We start from the raw sequence: 18,884 nt of genomic DNA on the forward strand, positions 1-18,884 counted from the left end.
GGGGAAATGAAATTACTGGAGCGTTTAAAAACAGAAGTTCTGACAGCGGATGGTGCAATGGGCACGTTACTCTATGCGGAGGGTCTGGATTTTTGCTATGAGCAATTAAATATAGAAAAGCCGGATGTCATTCAAGAGATTCATAAACAATATATACATGCAGGCGCGGATATCATCCAAACCAATACCTATAGTGCTAACGCTTATAAACTTGCCCGCTACGGTCTAGAGCATAGGGTAAAAGAATTCAACGAAGCTGGAATTCATATCGCTAAACGAGCTGCTGCAGCGGGTGGCCAATACGTGCTCGGTACAATCGGTGGAATCCGGAGTATCCGTAAAAGCGATGCAACGATTGATGAAGTGCTATCCATTGTTCAGCAGCAGGCCGAGCCGTTGCTTGCAGGTGATCCAGACGGATTATTACTGGAAACATACTACGACTTTGAAGAGCTATCTGCAGTTGTGAAGCACCTTCGAAAACAAACAGATATTCCACTAATTGCTCAAGTCTCCATGCACGAACCTGGTGTCCTGCAAAATGGATTGCAATTAAACGACGCTTTACACCAACTAGAAACATTAGGCGCAGACGTAGTAGGTGTGAATTGCCGGCTCGGCCCGTACCATACGATTCAAGCATTTGAAGGAGTCGAACTCCCTAAGAAGGCATTCTTATCTGCGTATCCTAATGCGAGTTTGCTAGACGTCGAAGATGGACGTATCGTCTATGTATCTGAAACCGACTATTACGGGCGAGCAGCTCGCTTGTTACGGGATGAAGGTGTGCGATTGATTGGCGGATGTTGCGGAACAACCCCTGCACACATTGTCGCAGTGAAATCCCAATTGGCTAATCTTGCCCCCCTTACCGAAAAAACTGTAGTCCCACATAAGCCGATTGTTATACGGGATGCCGAACCGACTCGCTATGAACCTTTGCACATAAAGGCTAAACGAGAGCGCACAATCCTCGTTGAGTTAGATACACCGCGACACTTGGAAACTGAAAATTATTTCGAAGGAGCCCGTCAACTTCAAGAAGCTGGAGCGCATGCTGTGACCATGGCAGATAACTCTCTCGCATCGCCACGGATTAGCAATCTTGCGATGGCATCCCTTGTTAAACATCAAGATGACGTCCGCCCTCTCGTTCATATCACCTGTAGGGATCATAATTTGATTGGTTTGCAGTCTCATTTAATGGGGCTGGACGCACTTGGCATACATGATGTTTTAGCTGTTACCGGTGACCCGACTAAGATCGGTGATTTTCCAGGGGCAACAGACGTTTATGATGTCTCTAGCCTCGAGCTCTTCCAGCTCATTAAAAAGCTGAATGAAGGAATTTCGTTCTCCGGTCGTCCTTTACGAAAAAAGGCGAACTTTTCAGTAGCGGGTGCGTTCAATCCGAATGTCCGAGTCGTAGAACGTGCCGTTAAGCGTCTTGAGAAAAAGATCGAGTGTGGTGCTGATTATTTCATCACACAACCGGTCTATACGAAAGAAAAAATTATCGAAATCCATGAAGCTGTCAAACATTTAGATACTCCAATTTTCATCGGAATCATGCCATTGACGAATATTCGTAACGCTGAATTCCTGCATCATGAAGTACCCGGCATCAAGTTGTCTGATGAAGTGCTAGAGCGCATGAGAGCATGCGGAGATGATCGAGAAGCATCGACTGCGGAAGGCGTACAAATTGCTAGAGAACTTATCGATACAGCCGCATCATTATTTAATGGAATTTACTTGATTACTCCATTTTTACGGTATGACATGACTGTAGAGCTAGTGCATTATATCAACCAGATTGACGTTGCAAAAGAAAGAGAGGTGCACCATGCCACAAGCACAAATTGAACAACAACTAAAGAAACGCATTCTCGTGATGGACGGTGCGATGGGCACGATGTTGCAAAATGCTAATTTAACGGCGGCTGACTTTGGCGGTGAAGAGTATGAAGGTTGCAATGAGTATTTGAACCTGACTAAGCCCGATGTTTTGACTCGGATTCATCGAGAGTACTTAGAGGCTGGTGCTGATATCATCTGCACGAATACGTTCGGTGGTACTCCTGTCGTGTTAGACGATTATGATTTAGGTAGTGAAGCGGATGTGATCAACCGCCGCGGCGCAGAACTTGCTCGCGCTGCAGCGAATGAATTTTCTACTTCTGTTCGTCCTCGATTCGTTGCAGGGGCAATGGGTCCGACGACTAAAACACTGTCCGTAACAGGTGGAATTACGTTTGACCAGTTGGCAGACGATTTCTATGTGCAGGCGAAGGGGTTAATCGACGGGGGCTCGGATCTTCTATTGATGGAAACCAGTCAAGACATGCTCAACGTGAAAGCCGGTACGATTGGTATTCGTCGTGCATTTGAAGAAACTGGACGGGAACTCCCAGTGATGATATCTGGAACGATTGAACCGATGGGTACGACGTTAGCTGGACAAAGTATTGAAGCATTTTACGTTTCTATCGAGCATATTAAACCACTATCTGTCGGCTTGAATTGTGCGACAGGGCCTGAATTCATGACAGATCATTTACGTTCTTTGTCAGAACTCGCAACAGGGTTTGTCAGTTGCTATCCAAACGCCGGTTTACCAGACGAGGAAGGTCATTATCATGAATCTCCTGAATCACTTTCCAAAAAACTAGAAGGGTTTGCAGAGAAAGGTTGGCTGAATATTGTTGGCGGCTGTTGCGGGACGACACCTGCTCATATTCAAGCGATCTGTCGTTCAGTAGCTGGGAAAACTCCACGTCCTCTTCCTACTGAAACACATGGACATACTGTCTCAGGAATTGAACCGCTTTTATACGATTCGAGTATGCGCCCTATCTTAATCGGAGAACGTACCAATGTCATTGGGTCCCGTAAGTTTAAACAGCTTATTGTCGATGGTAAGGTGGAAGAAGCGGCTGAAATCGCCCGGGCACAAGTGAAAAACGGTGCACATGTCATTGACGTTTGTCTCGCCAATCCTGATCGTGATGAGTTGACGGACATGACCGATTTCATGAAAGAAGTTGTAAAAAAGATAAAAGCGCCACTCGTCATTGACTCCACAGACGAAAACGTGATTGAAGAAGCATTGAAATATTCCCAAGGAAAAGCGATTATTAACTCCATAAATTTAGAAGATGGCGAAGAACGTTTCGATGCTGTAATGCCTATTGTGAAGAAGTACGGGGCAGCAGTTGTTGTAGGTACAATTGATGAAATCGGAATGGCTGTAACGCGAGAACGTAAATTGGAAATTGCCAAACGATCGTATGATTTACTGACAAACAAGTGGGGACTTGCGCCCGAGGACATTATTTTCGATCCACTTGTATTCCCCGTTGGAACAGGCGATGCCCAGTACATCGGCTCCGCTGTTGAGACAATTGAAGGTATCCGTCTGATAAAAGAATACCTCCCGCGAGCACTTACTGTCCTTGGTGTCAGTAACGTTTCATTCGGACTTCCTCCTGTAGGACGTGAAGTATTGAATGCTGTCTATTTGTATCACTGCACGCAAGCAGGATTGGATTACGCGATTGTGAATACAGAAAAGCTAGAGCGCTATGCGTCAATCCCTCAAGCAGAAAACGATATGGCAAATACGTTGTTATTTACAACAACCGATGAAACGCTTGCGACATTCACTGATTTTTATCGTGGGAAGAAAAAAGAGAAAACAGAAGACGATATCCCAAAAACTGTCCCTGAACGTCTTGCCTATTATGTCGTTGAAGGAACAAAAGAAGGTTTGATTCCGGATTTGGACGCAGCAATGATCCAGTATGATGAACCTCTCGATATTATTAACGGCCCCCTTATGCTGGGTATGGCAGAAGTCGGTCGACTGTTCAATACAAATCAGCTAATTGTTGCTGAAGTGCTCCAGAGTGCAGAAGTTATGAAAGCCTCGGTGTCCTATTTGGAACAGTTCATGGAGAAAAAAGAGAACGATAACGGTAAAGGTAAAATAGTACTCGCGACTGTTAAAGGGGACGTCCACGATATCGGGAAAAACCTAGTGGAAATCATATTGAGCAACAATGGTTTCAAAGTTGTGGATATCGGTATTAAAGTGACACCTGCGCAGCTAATTGAAGTCATCCGGACAGAAAAACCAGATATTATTGGGCTATCCGGGCTACTTGTGAAATCTGCACAGCAAATGGTTTTGACTGCGCAAGACTTTAAATCTGCAGGAATCGATTTACCTGTAATGGTTGGTGGTGCTGCACTCACGCGTCGTTTTACGGATACGAAAATTGCACCTGAATACGATGGTCCTGTCATCTATGCTAAAGATGCGATGCAAGGATTGGATCTCGCGAATCGACTGCAGAGTAATGAAAAAGATGCTTTACTTCTCGAACTTGATCAGCAACTGGAAAAGCGAGTGGCGAATGATGCCATTAAAGCAGCTAAAGCAACAGAAAAAGGCGGAGTCGCAATTGCAGTTGCTCCCCGTCCAGTGAAAACAGTGCGGACGGATGCTCCTATCTTTGTTCCGAATGATTGTAGGAAACGGGTGCTACGGGATTACTCAATTTCCCACCTCTCACCTTACGTCAACATGAGGACATTGATTGGACATCATCTGGGACTCCGAGGATTTACGGATTCAACATTGCAAAAGCAAGAACCGCGCGCAGTTGAACTGCATGAAATGGTCACTGGATTTTTAGAAGCTGGAAAACTCAGTGCATCAGGTCTGTATCAGTTTTTCCCTGCTCAAGCAGATGGAGATGATGTAATCATCTATGATCCACAAGATGGAAAAACTGAAATTGAGCGATTTACATTTCCGCGCCAACGACAGGATCCATTCCTTTGCTTGGCTGACTATTTAAAACCTGTAGATAGTGGCGAAATGGATTATGTGGCATTTATGCAAGTAACTGCAGGTCATGGAGTCCGGGCAGAAGCGGTACGGTTGAAAGAAGAAGGCAAATTCCTTGAGAGTCATGCGTTTCAAGCGACTGCGCTTGAACTCGCAGAAGGCTTTGCCGAGCGTGTACACCAAGAGATTCGCGACCAATGGGGATTCCCAGATGCCACTGATTTTACGATGAAAGACCGATTTGCAGCGAAATACCAAGGACAGCGATTCTCCTTCGGGTATCCTGCATGTCCCAATTTAGAAGATCAGTCGAAGCTGTTCGGGTTGTTAAAGCCGGAAGAAATTGGTGTTCACTTAACAGAAGAGTTCATGATGGAGCCGGAAGCTTCCGTGTCCGCAATCGTCTTTGCTCATCCAGATGCACGTTACTTCAACGTTGAATAACGGACACAAAAGATCCTGCAGTAGAGTGGCTTCACTCCTCTGCAGGGTCTTTTCTTACATTATCTTCTTCCCCAAGGCATTGGTCCAGGTCCCATCGGAGGTCGTTGAGAACCCCATTGCCCCATTCCCGGTCCGTAACCAGGCATTCCTTGAACTGTCTGCCCCATCATTGTTTCATTCACTTCTGTGTAATAATGGCGAGGGATTTGAACGGTATGTTGGCGGTTTACGTTGACGAACGGATGAACTACAGGTAGCTCTTGTGGCGAGAACGTATCGTGGAAGCGGTACTGCGTCGGGCAGATTACTGGTTGTGCCTGATTGTTACAAGGTTGCATTGCTGGCATTTGTTGTGATCCCATGCAGCGATTGTGATTTTGTTGCATCATCTTCATCACCTCCTCCCTCCATTACATGCAAGTTACCGTTTAGAGCACGGGCTCTCGCCTTGAAGAAAGTAAAAATGATGAAAGACTTTTCTTCAACTAAACAAAAAGCCTTCCAACAGGAAGGCTTTTACTGATAGTCTCGAGGGAGTTCGTGCTCATCGAATCCCATTGCTAAAGGAGGTTCTGGACGATAGTCATGACCTCTACTAAAGTCTGGTGCACCCTCTCCAATCATGTGCAGCATCGCGATGTAATCCATGTCGCTACGTAAGTTCATTTCATCTGGATGAATGTTTTGACGTTCCACTTTGATCACCTTCCCTTATTGTAATCACAGGCGGGACAACCAACGGTGAAGCACTTAGAAGTCAAACAACCAACGTTTTCTCACATATAGTCTAGCACACTATTATTAGAATGAAAACACTATTCAATCTATTGTATGTATATTACGAACGCTCTGGATTGTTTCAGCCATTTTGTTTTCGGTTATAGTATCATTACCAAGCATTTTAAGGAGGTTCGTCCATGAAGCGAACGGTGTTATTCGATGGGGAATGCAACTTTTGTGATGCGAGTGTTCAATTCATTATAAAACGTGATCCGTATGAGTATTTTCAGTTTGCCTCTCTCCAAAGCGAAACGGGTCAGCAACTATCTAAAGACTTCGGAGTCCCGGAATATGTAGACAGTTTAGTTCTCATTGAAAAGGGCAAAGCCTATACGAAATCAGGGGCAGCACTGCGTATTGCAAAGAAGCTTGATGGATTGTGGCATCTTACGTTTTTGTTCATCATCGTGCCATCTCCTATCCGGAATAGCGTCTATGACTTCTTTGCACGCAATCGCTACAAGTGGTTCGGAAAAAAAGAAGAGGCCTGTATGCTTCCGACGACTTCTGAACGAAAACGTTTCCTATAATCCCCTTTACTCAAACAAAGACGGCACCCATGATTCGGGTGCCGTCTTTGTTAAGTTAGGAGCTGCTTAAACTCATCCTTTGTAAACGTACGCGAACGTGTAAGGAACCTTTTGCCTTCGACTCCTTCAAGTGAAAACATACCGCCTCTTCCGTCCACAACATCTATAATCAGCTGAGTATGCTTCCAGTACTCAAATTGACTCCGCAACATATAGAATGGAACACCGCCAATAGATCCAAGAAGCACATCTTGATCCCCTATAATTAAATCCCCTTCTGGATAACACATAGGTGATGAGCCGTCACAACATCCTCCTGATTGGTGAAACATCAACGGACCGTGTTTCTGTTCGAGTTGATTGATCAGCGCTAACGTTGCTTCTGTCGCAATAACCCGCTCTGTCATTTGCTGCTCACCTCTCTAGTTCGCTTAAAAGAATCCTTGCTTCTGTTCACTGTAGCTGACAAGCATATTTTTCGTCTGCTGGTAATGGTCGAGCATCATCAAGTGGTTTTCGCGTCCGATTCCAGATGCTTTATACCCACCAAACGCAGAGTGCGCAGGGTAAGTATGGTAACAATTCGTCCATACGCGGCCCGCTTCTATACCACGTCCGAAACGGTACGCCGTATTCATATCACGTGTCCATACACCTGACCCAAGTCCGTACAATGTGTCATTTGCGATTTCAAGTGCTTCTTCTTTTGTCTTGAACGTTGTAACTGCAACAACGGGTCCAAAGATTTCTTCTTGGAAGATCCGCATCTTATTGTGGCCTTTGAAGACGGTCGGCTTCACGTAATACCCTTCTGCCAAGTCGCCCTCCAACTTATTTTGTTCGCCGCCTGTTAGACATTCAGCACCTTCTTGCTTACCGATGTCGAGGTAAGACAAAATCTTCTCAAGCTGCTCTGTAGACGCTTGTGCGCCCATCATGACTGTTGGGTCGAGTGGATTCCCGACTTTGATAGCTTCCACACGCGCCAATGCTTTTTCCATGAATTGTTCGTAAATGGATTCTTGAATGAGCGCACGTGATGGGCATGTACATACTTCTCCCTGGTTCAATGCAAACATGACAAATCCTTCTACCGCTTTATCAAGGAAGTCGTCGTCTTCTGCCATAACATCTTCAAAGAAGATATTTGGTGACTTTCCGCCAAGTTCTAGTGTCACTGGAATGGTATTTTGGGATGCGTACTGCATAATCAATCGACCTGTCGTCGTCTCTCCAGTGAAGGCAATCTTTCCGATTCGTGGATTGGACGCAAGTGGTTTACCTGCTTCCAGACCAAATCCATTCACGACGTTTAATACGCCTGCTGGCAATAAGTCTTCAATCAATTCAACGAGTACTAAAATTGATGCTGGAGTTTGCTCCGCCGGTTTTAGAATCACGCAGTTACCTGCAGCAAGTGCAGGTGCGAGCTTCCAAACTGCCATAAGGATTGGGAAGTTCCAAGGGATAATTTGTCCAACGACTCCTATCGGCTCATGAAAATGATAGGCAACCGTATCATTATCAATCTGACTGACGCCACCTTCTTGAGCGCGGATCGCTGATGCGAAATACCGGAAGTGGTCAATTGCTAAAGGTAAGTCTGCATTTAGCGTTTCCCTAACTGCTTTCCCGTTCTCCCACGTTTCTGCTACTGCAAGCATCTCTAGATTTTCTTCAATTCGGTCTGCAATCTTCAAAAGAATATTAGAGCGCTCCGTTACAGAAGTCGTCCCCCATGCATCCTTTGCGGCATGCGCTGCATCTATTGCAAGTTCAATGTCCTCCGCAGTAGAGCGTGCAACTTGAGTAAACACCTTACCCGTGACCGGAGTCGGGTTGTCAAAGTATTCCCCATTGACAGGTGCTGTCCATTTACCATTTATGAAGTTATCGTATCGTTCCTTGAAATTCACCTTTGCGCCTTCTGTGTTAGGGTTTGCATAAACTAAGCTTTCAACTTGTTGTACCATTTCCATTCCTCCCATTTCTGCAAGTTTAGTAGAAAATTGGTGCATGTACACATTGCACACATGAACACTCTATGTTGGATTGTTCTCTAGAATGCATGGTGTATGCGCTTTCATTTGAAAATAAAAAAATTTTGCCTTTCACCACCACTATATCTGACTAGTCTAACTATTACAATTTTATTCTACTATAGAATTCATGCTTCTAACAATTAATAACTTGTTAACGTCTCGGTAATAATTTGTTCACAATTTCGATTTACACTTACTTTATCAACAAAATATAAAGGAGCGATGGACAATGAATACATCAAAAGGTAAATGGCTATTATCTACAGTTGGTGCAGGGGTTCTTGGCTCAGCATTAACACTTGGTGCAGTTACGAATACAGATATCTTAAAACAGGACACCGGGCTCCAGGCAGCTTCACATTCGGAGACCACTACTCCCTATAACGTCCAAGCGACCGGCTCCTCTCCTCAAACATCGTTATCTGATATGGTAGCCGATGCTTCTAAAGCTATTGTCGGAGTTGACAACTATCAATCCTCTGGAAATCGATTTGCGGGTTCATCCGAATCTCAGAAGGTCGGAACAGGTTCAGGAGTTGTCTTTAAAACGGAAGGAACCGATGCCTATATTATTACGAATAACCACGTAATTGAGAATGCAGGAAAAATCGGAATTACAACAGCAAGCGGTGAGGAAACAGACGCTGTCTTAGTCGGTACAGATCCCCTCACGGATTTAGCAGTCCTTAAGATGGATAAAAAATATGCAGAAGGTACATTATCATTTGGAGATTCTGCAAAACTTCGTGCAGGCGATGCGGTCGTTGCGATTGGAAATCCACTTGGTCTCGATTTCTCAGGTACTGTAACACAAGGGATCGTGAGTGCTCCGACCCGTTCAATCGATGTAGATACATCCGCTGGTAAATGGGAGATGGATGTCATTCAGACTGACGCAGCTATTAACCCAGGTAACAGCGGCGGTGCATTGTTAAATACAGCAGGTGAATTGATTGGGATAAATAGCTTGAAAATCGCTCAAAACGGCGTCGAAGGAATCGGATTCGCCATCCCAAGCAATGATGTACAACCACTTGCAGAGAAATTGATGAAGGGCGGTAAAATTACTCGGCCTTATATCGGGGTTGGGCTCGTTGACCTTGCAGATGTCCCTGAAATGTATATCCAAGACATTCCAGACAGTGTGAAAGGTGGCGTAATGGTGGGTAATGTAGACCAAAATTCTCCTGGTGGAAAAGCTGGTTTCAAAGAGGAAGATGTCATTACTGAAGTAAATGGAAAAGCAATCGACTCTTCGACTGCATTACGTAAAGTCCTTTATACCGATTTAAAAGTTGGAGACAAAGCGAAATTCACCATCTATCGAGAAGGCAAACAACAAGTTTTGAACGTGACCCTTTCGAGTAATGCTGACATCCAAAAGTAAGTTGAAGAACAGTTGTCCAGATGCCTGATTGTTGGGTGCTGGGCAACTTTTTTATAGTGGACAAATGAGTTGCATGAATGGGCATTTCCCGATAGCTTTAAAGTAAAGGAGGCGAACTTCGTTGAAGATTCTTGTCATTGAAGATAATGAAAGTGTGTCACAGATGATTGGGCTGTTTTTTGAAAAAGAAGGCATTGACGGCGAGTTCGTCTTGGACGGAAAAATCGGTTTTGAAAGGGCTCACCAAGAAGCCTGGGATTGTCTCATAGTCGACTGGATGCTTCCTTCAATGGATGGTGTGACGATATGTAAGTCGCTTCGAAAAATGGGAGATGACGTCCCGATTATTATGCTCACCGCAAAGGATGGCGAGTCTGATCAGGTGCTAGGCTTGGAAATGGGAGCTGACGATTATGTGACCAAACCATTCAGCCCACTTGCGTTAATGGCACGTATTAAAGCCGTGACACGCAGACGCCCTACAAAAGAGATGGAAACGAATCCAATGCTTGAAACAGTGCATTTCCGTGTGGATGAAAACGCCCGTGAAGTGTTAGCAGATGGTGTTTCTATAGAAAACTTAACACCGAAAGAATATGATTTACTCGTCTTTTTCATCCGCCATCCAAAACAGGTTTTCTCACGGGACCAGTTGCTGGAACGCGTCTGGGGATTCGATTTTTACGGTGATGATCGGACTGTGGATGTCCATATTAAGCGGCTGAGAACGAAAATTTCAGGAATTGGAAAGTCAGTCCTCCATACCGTTTGGGGAGTCGGATATAAATTTGATGAATCAGAAGAGGAATCCTTATGAAAGTGAACTACTTTACCCAACAGTTAGTCAGTCACGTGAGTGTGATTGTTGCTGCAGTGCTACTAGTCGGACTGCTCTTTTCCCATTTCTTTGAGCAATATGTATACGATACGAAAACCGATGAGCTTGAACAATATGGGCATGCCCTTCTTACAGACATCGATCGCAGTCCCAAGCCTTCTCAACAAACTCTTCAATCCTTTGGTCAAGTGCTAAACAGCCGGGATATCCAATACAGTTTGTTCGACGAAGAATCGAAAATTATCTACTCAACCGGACTCAAAACTCCACTGATTGAACTCAATGAATCGGAGTGGGCACAGCTTCAAAGTGGAAAAGCCGTTTCGGTACGCCAGGAGCAAAGTCGTTTTGATAAGGCTGTTACTTTTGTATTACTCCCTTACTTCCAAGGACCCCAATTTGTCGGAGGCGTTTTACTCACCTCCCCTATTGAAGGTCCTCGGGCAATCATTTCCCAAATGAATCGTTATTTGATTTACGCGGCCCTTACTGCATTCGCAGTTGCTGTCATTCTGAGCGGCTTGCTTTCCATTTATCATGGACGACGGATTAAGCGACTACGGTTAGCCACTGCGGCAGTCTCTGCAGGTGACTATACTATTCGAATTCCTGAAAGTGGTCGTGATGAGATCGATGCGTTGGCGACTGATTTCAATGCAATGGTCAGTGACCTGTACACTTCCCATGAAGAAATTGAGAATCTTGAAAACCGTAGACGCCAGTTCATGGCAGACGTCTCCCATGAACTCCGGACGCCGCTAACGACAATTCGGGGAACAATTGAAGGATTACGGAGTGACCTGATTTCAGAAAACGAAAAAGACAAAGCGTTACAACTTGCAAGTGGAGAAACGAAACGATTGTTACGACTTGTTAACGAAAATCTCGATTATGAAAAGATCAGATCGAACCAAATTACACTAGTTAAGCAACCGATTCGTATTATAGAGTTATTCGAGGTAATTCGTGAACAGTTAGAACCCGCAGCTGAACAACGTGGCACAACAATCCATGTGGAAGCACCGGAAACATTGACCGTGTTTGCTGATTATGATCGTCTCACTCAAATCTTGTTGAACATTACGAAAAATAGTATCCAGTTCACGGAAGAAGGAGAAATTTCGCTATTGGCGAAAACAGATAGTCATCACGTGATTTTAGAGATTCAAGATACCGGCATTGGAATGGATTCGGAAGAAGTCGAAAAGATTTGGAGCCGTTTTTATAAAGCGATCGATTCACGGACATCCAATCCTTACGGAGAATTCGGTCTTGGTCTTTCTATTGTTCGTCAGCTGGTCACGCTGCATGGCGGAACGATTGAAGTCTCAAGCCAAAAAGGGCATGGAGCATTATTTACAATTCAACTTCCTCAAGAATCGATCTAATTCCGAAAAGTGTTGAGATTTATTGTACAGATACAACAATACCCATTTATTGTCGCGACTCCCCGTGATACACTAAAAAGATGCAGTACACTAAGACAACTCTGCAACTTTTTCAATAAGGGAGTCCACAATAATGGCAACATACTTAAAACAGCATTGGTTCTCGAATGTGCGAGCTGATGTTCTCGCAGGTATAGTCGTAGCACTCGCACTCATTCCTGAAGCCATTGCTTTTTCGATTATCGCAGGCGTTGACCCGATGGTTGGGTTATATGCGTCTTTCATCATTGCTGTCGTAATTTCTTTTACAGGCGGACGTCCTGGCATGATTTCAGCAGCAACAGGATCCATGGCATTACTAATGACCCCGCTTATTCGTGACTATGGACTCGATTACTTACTTGCCGCAACAATTCTAACGGGTGTAATACAAGTTATCTTTGGCATCTTCAAAGTAGCCAAGCTGATGAAGTTCATTCCGAATGCCGTCATGATTGGATTTGTGAATGCCCTATCAATTCTCATTTTTATGGCTCAAGTCCCTCATTTCATTGGCATTTCAACTATGACGTATGTTTTCGTTGCAATTACATTGCTTATTATTTATATTTTACCTAGATTTTTCACAGCAATCCCTGCTCCACTTATCGCGATTGTGGTCTTGAGTATCGTTGCAATCTACTCAGGTACAAATTTACAAACAGTAGGTGATCTAGGTACAATAACAAAATCATTACCAAACTTCATCATTCCCGATGTGCCATTTACACTCGAGACATTGATGATTATATTACCTTATTCAGTTGCTTTAGCGATTGTCGGTTTACTAGAAACACTTCTCACTGCAACGATTGTAGACGATATGACCGCTACAGATAGTGAAAAAAACAGAGAAGCCCGCGGGCAAGGAATTGCTAATTTCATTAATGGATTTTTCGGAGGCATGGCTGGTTGTGCGATGATTGGTCAGTCTGTCATTAACGTCAAATCAGGTGGTAGAACGCGACTGTCTACATTTGTCGCTGGAGCGTTCCTCATGTTTTTAATTATCGTGCTGGGTGACTTAGTCGTTCAGATTCCTATGCCTGTTCTTGTCGGGATTATGATTATGGTTTCAATCGGAACATTCGACTGGGGCTCTTTCTCCTATATTCGAAAAGCACCTAAATCAGATGCTCTTGTCATGCTCGCTACAGTCGTAATTGTAGTAGCAACAAACGATCTGTCTAAAGGTGTGATTGCCGGAGTCGTATTGAGCGCTGTTCTGTTCGTTGCTAAAATCTCTAAAATCCATGTAGATCGCATTATTGAGGATGATTCCATCCGCTACGCTGTGAAAGGTCAATTATTCTTTGCATCTGTCGAGAAATTCCACGAATCGTTCCTTATGGATGAAACCGTTGATAAGATCATCCTCGATTTCACAGATTCGCAAGTATGGGATGATTCTGCAGCTGTTGCCGTCAAAAAAGTAACTGAATCCTATCGCAGTCTGGGCGTGAATGTAACGATTATCGGTTTAGGTGAATCCAGCAGGCGTTTGCTCAATGAGCTCATGACCTGACTCTATTGATCAATGAGGTGGGTAACGATGTATCAGAAAATCATGCTCGCTGCAGATGGATCTGATAACTCCACTCGAGCAGCTAGAGAGGCTGCACGGCTTGCTAATTGTTCAGATGACTCCATAATTACTATCGTGTTCGTTGCGGATTTTGACAAAGCAAAAGAATCCGTACTACATGCAGAAAGTAAGGATTCGCTCGAACTGACTCGTAGAAAGCAACTCAAACCTATCGAAATGGTCTTGCGGGAATATGATGCGCCTTACCAAGTACAAATTTTGCATGGTGAGCCCGCACCTGTTTTGATTAACTATGCACATACAGAGTCGTTCGACCTCGTCGTCATTGGCAGTCGTGGGCTTAACTCTTTCCAGGAAATGATTCTTGGTAGCGTTAGTCACAAAGTGATGAAGCGCCTGAGTTGCCCGGTATTGCTCGTAAAATAACAAAACCGTCACTCGAAAATCGGGTGACGGTTTTGTTATTTTGCAACACTATCTAAATCATTCCATATGCTGAAGCGCTTTTGCAACAGCTACTGTTCTTTTCGCCTGATAGTCAACAGCTGCTTGAATAGCTTTCCGATCTGTTTTCATTTCACCATCTGGGGCAACCGCGACACTTGTTCCGTATGGGTTGCCGCCCGCTTCAAACAAGACAGGATCTGTATATCCTGGCGCTACGACAATTGCCCCCCAATGGTACATCGTCGTATAAAGTGATAAAATCGTTGCCTCTTGCCCACCGTGCTCATTTTGTGCGGAAGACATCGCACTCACTGCCTTATTGGCGAGTTTACCTTGTGCCCATAGACCTCCAACAGTGTCGATAAAACTTTGCACTTGTCCCGGTATATTACCAAAACGCGTTGGAACGCTAAAAATGATTGCATCCGCCCATTCCAAATCATCTGGTGTCACTTCTGGAATGTCTTGCGTTGCGTCATAATGTTTTTTCCACGCTGCGTTTGATTCGATTGCAGCTGCAGGTGCTGTCTCTTTTACTTTCAATACTTTTACTTCTGACCCTGCTTCTTCAGCAGCAGCTGCTGCCCATTCCGCTAGCTGGTAATTCGTACCTGTTGAACTGTAATATACAATAGCTGTTTTTGTCATATTCGTCCCTCTCCTTTTTCATCTCTAGTTCAAAATAGATTTAATTGAATAACCCTGTGTTAGAAAAACAGTAGCATAAGGCTAATTAATGTTTGAAAAACGCCAATACTGATGTGCTGTAACTCCACTCATATAAGCAAGACCTTCACTTCTGCTTAGATGGACAGGAATCCACCGATTTGTATCCCCTTTTCTTAAATAGATTTCGTGATTCGGTGACTGGTCATGGAAACCAGTAAGGTCATACGTCCCATTCTTTCTTAGAACTGCCTGAACTTCATAGTTTATAGCTGGAGCGGTCGTCAATGGATTGCCCACCGCGTGTTCTAAGCTAAATTTCGTTTCATCTCTTCCATAATCAAATTGCTTTAAAATGATCCCTTCATCGGTTGCCGTTTCACGGTCTCGGATTTTCTTACCCAATCCATAGGCAACACTTTCACCTACTTTTTTTGTAAATGTCAAGGGATCCTCCGGGGTGTTCGTGTGGATTTCAATGTCTACAAAAGTTCGAAAGGCATCAGACACGGGGTCAAATTGTCTATTATCGCCTTTAAAATACCGATTAGGGGATAGGACATTTGGGTTTTCAACTAGATCTTCCTCAAGAAACGTTTTGTATTGAAAGTTCCATTGGTTGATGGTGACTGGTTTTTGATAATCATAAATTGAAGTCAATAGCGCAGCGGGGCTATCAATAGATTTCATCATCGTGAATCCTTCAATATAGACTGGTTTTTCCTTGTCTTTAGGTAAGAAAAATCCAAAGGCTTTGGCGATGAAGGACCTCGCATTGTTAAAGGTCTCTTCAGATTGAACAATGGACCGCTCACAATAAATCGCATACGTAATTGGTTCATCCATCGTAAAGTCTCTGTCTATAAATCGATTGGAATCCACTTGAGCTAGCTGTTCCCCATTGCGATAAATGGTATACGTCTCTGTATCACTCAAACGTTCCCAAGACAATGCAATTTGAGTTCTAGCGATGATTGTCGTAGTGACAAGTGACTGAAGAGGATTGCTTTTGTTTTTCTCCATGGAAAACGTGGAAGTTTGCATGACTACCACGTCCTTCACTTCGTCATTTACATAGCGTTCAATTGTATATTTATAAAACGTGTCCGCTAAAAGATCAGTATCTTGAAAATCAGGGGATGTCCCTTCGTAAATGTGCTCGCCGTCTTTATACACGTGATACATTCCACCTGCATCGTCCCATTCAAACGCAATTCGACCAACTTCATGGGTAACAGATGTGATTTCAAAGCGCTCCGGCATGTACACGGCCTCCTTTTCACGTAGTAGTTGTATTTTGCCCTTATTGCCAATTTTTAAAACTATGGTATAGTGATGGAGAAAACTGAAAACGATTGCCCACTGGGGGAGTCTTTGTAAAAGACTGAGACGCGTATTGATATGCGGACCCTTGGAACCTGATCTGGCTCATACCAGCGGAGGGAAGTGGATCGCAAATGGACACGTCTATTTTCGGGTAGATCCCTGAAAACTTCCTATAATGCGAGCCGCTCCTTCGACTGATGAGTCGATAGGAGTGGCTTTTTTTCGGTTCATTCATCGAAAGGGGCGGTTTAAAATGACGTTTTGTGAAGAGGTTCGTGAACTTTGTACTGAAAGCTGGGAGGCTAGTTTCAACCATCCATTTATCCAACACTTAGCAAAAGGAACACTATCAGAGGATATTTTTAAATGTTACGTACTTCAGGATTCATATTACTTAAAACATTTTGCAAAAGTCCATGCACTTGCCGCTGTGCAAGCGAAAGACTTGGTGACAACACAACGCTTTGCACAACACGCGGAAGAAACGTGCGGTGCTGAAATCTCACTTCATGAAGGATTCTTTGAATTGCTAAAGGTAACGGATGAGGATCTCGCTTCGTTTGAGGCGGCGCCGACCGCGTATGCATACACTTCCCATCTATACAGGACAGCGATGAATGGGGATCTCGCGGATACACTTGCAGCACTACTCCCTTGCTATTGGTTATATTACGAAATTGGTGAACGATTGAAAAACGCTACGCCCAATCATCCGGTTTACGATAAGTGGATCGCGACTTACGGGTCAGAATGGTTTGAATTAGCAACCCTTGAACAAATTAACCGCATGAATGCATTAGCGGATTCAGTTTCACCAGAAAAACGCGATGAACTGAAAGCACACTTCGTGAAAAGCAGTCATTATGAATTGCAATTCTGGGAAATGGCTTGGACCCAGCAGCAATGGGAAGTCGAATCTACCACGGAGATAGAGCTATGATACGACAGCCTACCATTCTGACAGATTTGCGACGAACCAATCCTTTAGTACACTGCATTACAAATATTGTAGTGGCTAACTTCCAAGCGAATGGCTTATTAGCGCTTGGAGCTTCTCCGATAATGGCAGATTCCTTGGAAGAAGCTGCAGATATCGCCGCAATTTCTTCTTGTACCCTTCTGAATATAGGAACACTGGATTCAACAACTGTCGATTCAATGATTGCAGCCGGAAAAGGTGCTTTGCAACATGAGCGTCCCCTCGTGCTTGACCCTGTAGGTGCTGGTGCAACTTCGTTTCGTAAACAAACAGTTGCTAAACTCTTAAACAAGCTGGACTTCACATTAATTAGAGGAAATGCCGGAGAAATTGCAGCTATTGCTGGTGTTGCATGGAATGCCAAAGGCGTTGACGCCGGAAGTGGTGATATCGATATAGTAGATGCCGCGAAGCAAGTTGCCCGACAGAATGACTGTATAGTCGCAGTAACGGGTGAAACGGATCTGGTCACGGATGGCGAGCAAGTGATTCGAATATCAGGCGGACATAAACTTATGTCGCTTGTAACTGGTTCAGGATGTCTTCTGAGTGCAGTAGCTGGAGCATTTTTGGCAGTTAGTCATGGGAATACCCTTCAAACAGTAGCTGAGAGTCTTGCATTCTATAAAAAGTCTGGAGAAATTGCAGCTGAACAGTCATTTGGTCCTGGTGATTTTGCTATGAATTTCTTAAATACACTTCATTCTTTAAACTCTGAAGATGTTTCTGATGATCAATTCAAGTACGAGCAGGAGGTGATTTCGTGATCTCAGCAGCCTTAACGATTGCCGGTTCCGATAGCGGTGGCGGTGCTGGCATTCAAGCAGACTTGAAAACATTTCAGGAACTCGGGGTATTTGGTACATCAGCACTGACTGCGATAACTGCACAAAACACAATTGGGGTTCATGCTGTTCAGCCAGTGGATGCATGTATTGTTGCAGCTCAAATACAGGCGGTACTTACTGATTTTCCTGTAAAAGCGATTAAGACAGGAATGTTATTTTCTGCTGAAATTATTGAGACAATCCCGAATGCTTTAATGGAGTATCCAACAATCCCCTTGGTCATCGATCCCGTCATGATTGCCAAAGGCGGCGCTTCTTTGTTGCAGAACGAAGCAGTTGTAGCATTAAGAAATCACTTACTTCCTATAGCGACGCTCATTACACCGAACATTCCAGAAGCAGAAGTTTTGACGGGTCAAACAATCCGTTCAGAAAGTGACATGGAAATTGCCGCGAACACGTTGTTGTCCATGGGCGCTTCTGCAGTTCTATTAAAAGGTGGGCATCGTGATGATGTTCCTTATGCAGAAGACTTGTTCATGAACGCAAATGGCGATTATTTGTTATTGCGTTCAAAGCGGATTGAGACACAGCATACACATGGCACTGGTTGTACATTTGCAGCAGCGATTACTGCTGAGTTAGCGAAAGGCCAATCATTAGAAGAAGCGGTTGTGACTGCAAAGCATTTTATTCAAATAGCTATAGAGGATGGAATCGAAATTGGTCATGGGCATGGACCAACCAATCATGCTGCTTTCAGGAGGAATGGTCGTTTGAAAACTAAGGAGGTGAAGCTCATTGAGAGACGTTGACTTGCAAGTGTATT

General features: G+C 44.1%; 17 protein-coding genes and 1 riboswitch. Of the genes, 11 read left to right on the plus strand and 6 right to left on the minus strand.

Annotation, left to right across the window (positions count from 1 at the left end; all coding sequences use genetic code 11):
* The first annotated feature begins 6 nt into the window (after window positions 1-6).
* Both DVB69_RS08200 and metH read left to right on the plus strand, forming a co-directional pair.
* Window positions 7-1,866 (plus strand): bifunctional homocysteine S-methyltransferase/methylenetetrahydrofolate reductase, encoded by a 1,860-nt coding sequence (locus DVB69_RS08200; protein WP_116018410.1) that lies wholly within the window; start codon window positions 7-9, stop codon window positions 1,864-1,866.
* Entirely contained in the window at window positions 1,847-5,299 is a 3,453-nt protein-coding gene (gene metH, locus DVB69_RS08205) for a methionine synthase (protein WP_116018412.1), read from the plus strand. Before DVB69_RS08200 ends, metH begins: the two co-directional genes overlap by 20 nt.
* Window positions 5,300-5,358: 59 nt before the next feature.
* On the opposite strand, the gene DVB69_RS17685 is transcribed toward metH, so the two are convergent.
* Complete coding sequence (locus DVB69_RS17685) at window positions 5,359-5,688, minus strand: hypothetical protein (protein ID WP_199562827.1); 330 nt, start codon at window positions 5,686-5,688, stop codon at window positions 5,359-5,361.
* A 127-nt stretch (window positions 5,689-5,815) separates the two neighbouring features.
* Complete coding sequence (locus DVB69_RS08215) at window positions 5,816-5,995, minus strand: hypothetical protein (protein WP_116018414.1); 180 nt, start codon at window positions 5,993-5,995, stop codon at window positions 5,816-5,818.
* A 221-nt stretch (window positions 5,996-6,216) separates the two neighbouring features.
* Between DVB69_RS08215 and DVB69_RS08220 the strand changes: the two genes are divergently transcribed.
* Window positions 6,217-6,609 carry a thiol-disulfide oxidoreductase DCC family protein gene (locus DVB69_RS08220; protein ID WP_116018416.1) on the plus strand — a complete coding sequence of 131 codons (393 nt, stop codon included), beginning with the start codon at window positions 6,217-6,219 and terminating at the stop codon, window positions 6,607-6,609.
* Between the two features lie 50 nt (window positions 6,610-6,659).
* Here DVB69_RS08220 and DVB69_RS08225 read toward each other — a convergent pair whose 3' ends face one another.
* Both DVB69_RS08225 and adh read right to left on the minus strand, forming a co-directional pair.
* Window positions 6,660-7,016 carry a DUF779 domain-containing protein gene (locus DVB69_RS08225; RefSeq protein WP_116018418.1) on the minus strand — a complete coding sequence of 119 codons (357 nt, stop codon included), beginning with the start codon at window positions 7,014-7,016 and terminating at the stop codon, window positions 6,660-6,662.
* A 24-nt stretch (window positions 7,017-7,040) separates the two neighbouring features.
* Window positions 7,041-8,582 carry an aldehyde dehydrogenase gene (adh, locus tag DVB69_RS08230; RefSeq protein ID WP_116018420.1) on the minus strand — a complete coding sequence of 514 codons (1,542 nt, stop codon included), beginning with the start codon at window positions 8,580-8,582 and terminating at the stop codon, window positions 7,041-7,043.
* Between the two features lie 298 nt (window positions 8,583-8,880).
* On the opposite strand from adh, the gene DVB69_RS08235 reads away from it, so the two are divergent.
* The 5 genes from DVB69_RS08235 to DVB69_RS08255 all read left to right on the plus strand — a co-directional run bounded on the left by DVB69_RS08235 (window position 8,881) and on the right by DVB69_RS08255 (window position 14,275).
* Window positions 8,881-10,038 carry a S1C family serine protease gene (locus tag DVB69_RS08235; protein WP_116018422.1) on the plus strand — a complete coding sequence of 386 codons (1,158 nt, stop codon included), beginning with the start codon at window positions 8,881-8,883 and terminating at the stop codon, window positions 10,036-10,038.
* A gap of 121 nt (window positions 10,039-10,159) precedes the next feature.
* Window positions 10,160-10,855 carry a response regulator transcription factor gene (locus DVB69_RS08240; RefSeq protein WP_116018424.1) on the plus strand — a complete coding sequence of 232 codons (696 nt, stop codon included), beginning with the start codon at window positions 10,160-10,162 and terminating at the stop codon, window positions 10,853-10,855.
* Window positions 10,852-12,264, plus strand: a complete 1,413-nt coding sequence (locus DVB69_RS08245; RefSeq protein ID WP_116018426.1) for a sensor histidine kinase — start codon at window positions 10,852-10,854, stop codon at window positions 12,262-12,264. The genes DVB69_RS08240 and DVB69_RS08245 overlap by 4 nt, the downstream gene beginning before the upstream one ends.
* A 133-nt stretch (window positions 12,265-12,397) precedes the next feature.
* On the plus strand, window positions 12,398-13,828 hold the full coding sequence (locus DVB69_RS08250; RefSeq protein WP_116018428.1) for a SulP family inorganic anion transporter: 1,431 nt from the start codon (window positions 12,398-12,400) through the stop codon (window positions 13,826-13,828).
* Between the two features lie 27 nt (window positions 13,829-13,855).
* Window positions 13,856-14,275 (plus strand): universal stress protein, encoded by a 420-nt coding sequence (locus tag DVB69_RS08255; protein WP_116018430.1) that lies wholly within the window; start codon window positions 13,856-13,858, stop codon window positions 14,273-14,275.
* Between the two features lie 57 nt (window positions 14,276-14,332).
* On the opposite strand, the gene wrbA is transcribed toward DVB69_RS08255, so the two are convergent.
* Entirely contained in the window at window positions 14,333-14,944 is a 612-nt protein-coding gene (gene wrbA / locus DVB69_RS08260; protein ID WP_116018432.1) for an NAD(P)H:quinone oxidoreductase, read from the minus strand.
* An 81-nt stretch (window positions 14,945-15,025) separates the two neighbouring features.
* Window positions 15,026-16,225: a DUF3238 domain-containing protein gene (locus DVB69_RS08265; protein ID WP_116018434.1), complete on the minus strand. Its 1,200-nt coding sequence runs from the start codon at window positions 16,223-16,225 to the stop codon at window positions 15,026-15,028.
* 91 nt (window positions 16,226-16,316) lie between these two features.
* Window positions 16,317-16,424: riboswitch (TPP riboswitch) on the plus strand.
* 117 nt (window positions 16,425-16,541) lie between these two features.
* On the opposite strand from DVB69_RS08265, the gene tenA reads away from it, so the two are divergent.
* The 3 genes from tenA to thiD are packed head-to-tail and all read left to right on the plus strand — an operon-like array spanning window position 16,542 to window position 18,870.
* A complete protein-coding gene (tenA, locus tag DVB69_RS08270; protein WP_116018436.1) occupies window positions 16,542-17,228 on the plus strand; it encodes a thiaminase II in 687 nt (228 codons plus the stop codon).
* On the plus strand, window positions 17,225-18,034 hold the full coding sequence (gene thiM / locus DVB69_RS08275) for a hydroxyethylthiazole kinase (protein ID WP_116018438.1): 810 nt from the start codon (window positions 17,225-17,227) through the stop codon (window positions 18,032-18,034). Before tenA ends, thiM begins: the two co-directional genes overlap by 4 nt.
* Complete coding sequence (thiD, locus tag DVB69_RS08280) at window positions 18,031-18,870, plus strand: bifunctional hydroxymethylpyrimidine kinase/phosphomethylpyrimidine kinase (protein ID WP_116018440.1); 840 nt, start codon at window positions 18,031-18,033, stop codon at window positions 18,868-18,870. The genes thiM and thiD overlap by 4 nt, the downstream gene beginning before the upstream one ends.
* Window positions 18,871-18,884: the final 14 nt, after the last annotated feature.

This window comes from Sporosarcina sp. BI001-red, assembly GCF_003384035.1.
GTDB lineage: Bacteria > Bacillota > Bacilli > Bacillales_A > Planococcaceae > Sporosarcina.

Coding starts and splice junctions, on each gene's coding strand:
- DVB69_RS08200 (WP_116018410.1), top strand. CDS start 7: ATGAAATTACTGGAGCGTTTAAAAACAGAAGTTCTGACAGCGGATGGT.
- metH (WP_116018412.1), top strand. CDS start 1,847: ATGCCACAAGCACAAATTGAACAACAACTAAAGAAACGCATTCTCGTG.
- DVB69_RS17685 (WP_199562827.1), bottom strand. CDS start 5,688: ATGATGCAACAAAATCACAATCGCTGCATGGGATCACAACAAATGCCA.
- DVB69_RS08220 (WP_116018416.1), top strand. CDS start 6,217: ATGAAGCGAACGGTGTTATTCGATGGGGAATGCAACTTTTGTGATGCG.
- DVB69_RS08225 (WP_116018418.1), bottom strand. CDS start 7,016: ATGACAGAGCGGGTTATTGCGACAGAAGCAACGTTAGCGCTGATCAAT.
- adh (WP_116018420.1), bottom strand. CDS start 8,582: ATGGTACAACAAGTTGAAAGCTTAGTTTATGCAAACCCTAACACAGAA.
- DVB69_RS08235 (WP_116018422.1), top strand. CDS start 8,881: ATGAATACATCAAAAGGTAAATGGCTATTATCTACAGTTGGTGCAGGG.
- DVB69_RS08245 (WP_116018426.1), top strand. CDS start 10,852: ATGAAAGTGAACTACTTTACCCAACAGTTAGTCAGTCACGTGAGTGTG.
- DVB69_RS08250 (WP_116018428.1), top strand. CDS start 12,398: ATGGCAACATACTTAAAACAGCATTGGTTCTCGAATGTGCGAGCTGAT.
- DVB69_RS08255 (WP_116018430.1), top strand. CDS start 13,856: ATGTATCAGAAAATCATGCTCGCTGCAGATGGATCTGATAACTCCACT.
- wrbA (WP_116018432.1), bottom strand. CDS start 14,944: ATGACAAAAACAGCTATTGTATATTACAGTTCAACAGGTACGAATTAC.
- DVB69_RS08265 (WP_116018434.1), bottom strand. CDS start 16,225: ATGCCGGAGCGCTTTGAAATCACATCTGTTACCCATGAAGTTGGTCGA.
- tenA (WP_116018436.1), top strand. CDS start 16,542: ATGACGTTTTGTGAAGAGGTTCGTGAACTTTGTACTGAAAGCTGGGAG.
- thiM (WP_116018438.1), top strand. CDS start 17,225: ATGATACGACAGCCTACCATTCTGACAGATTTGCGACGAACCAATCCT.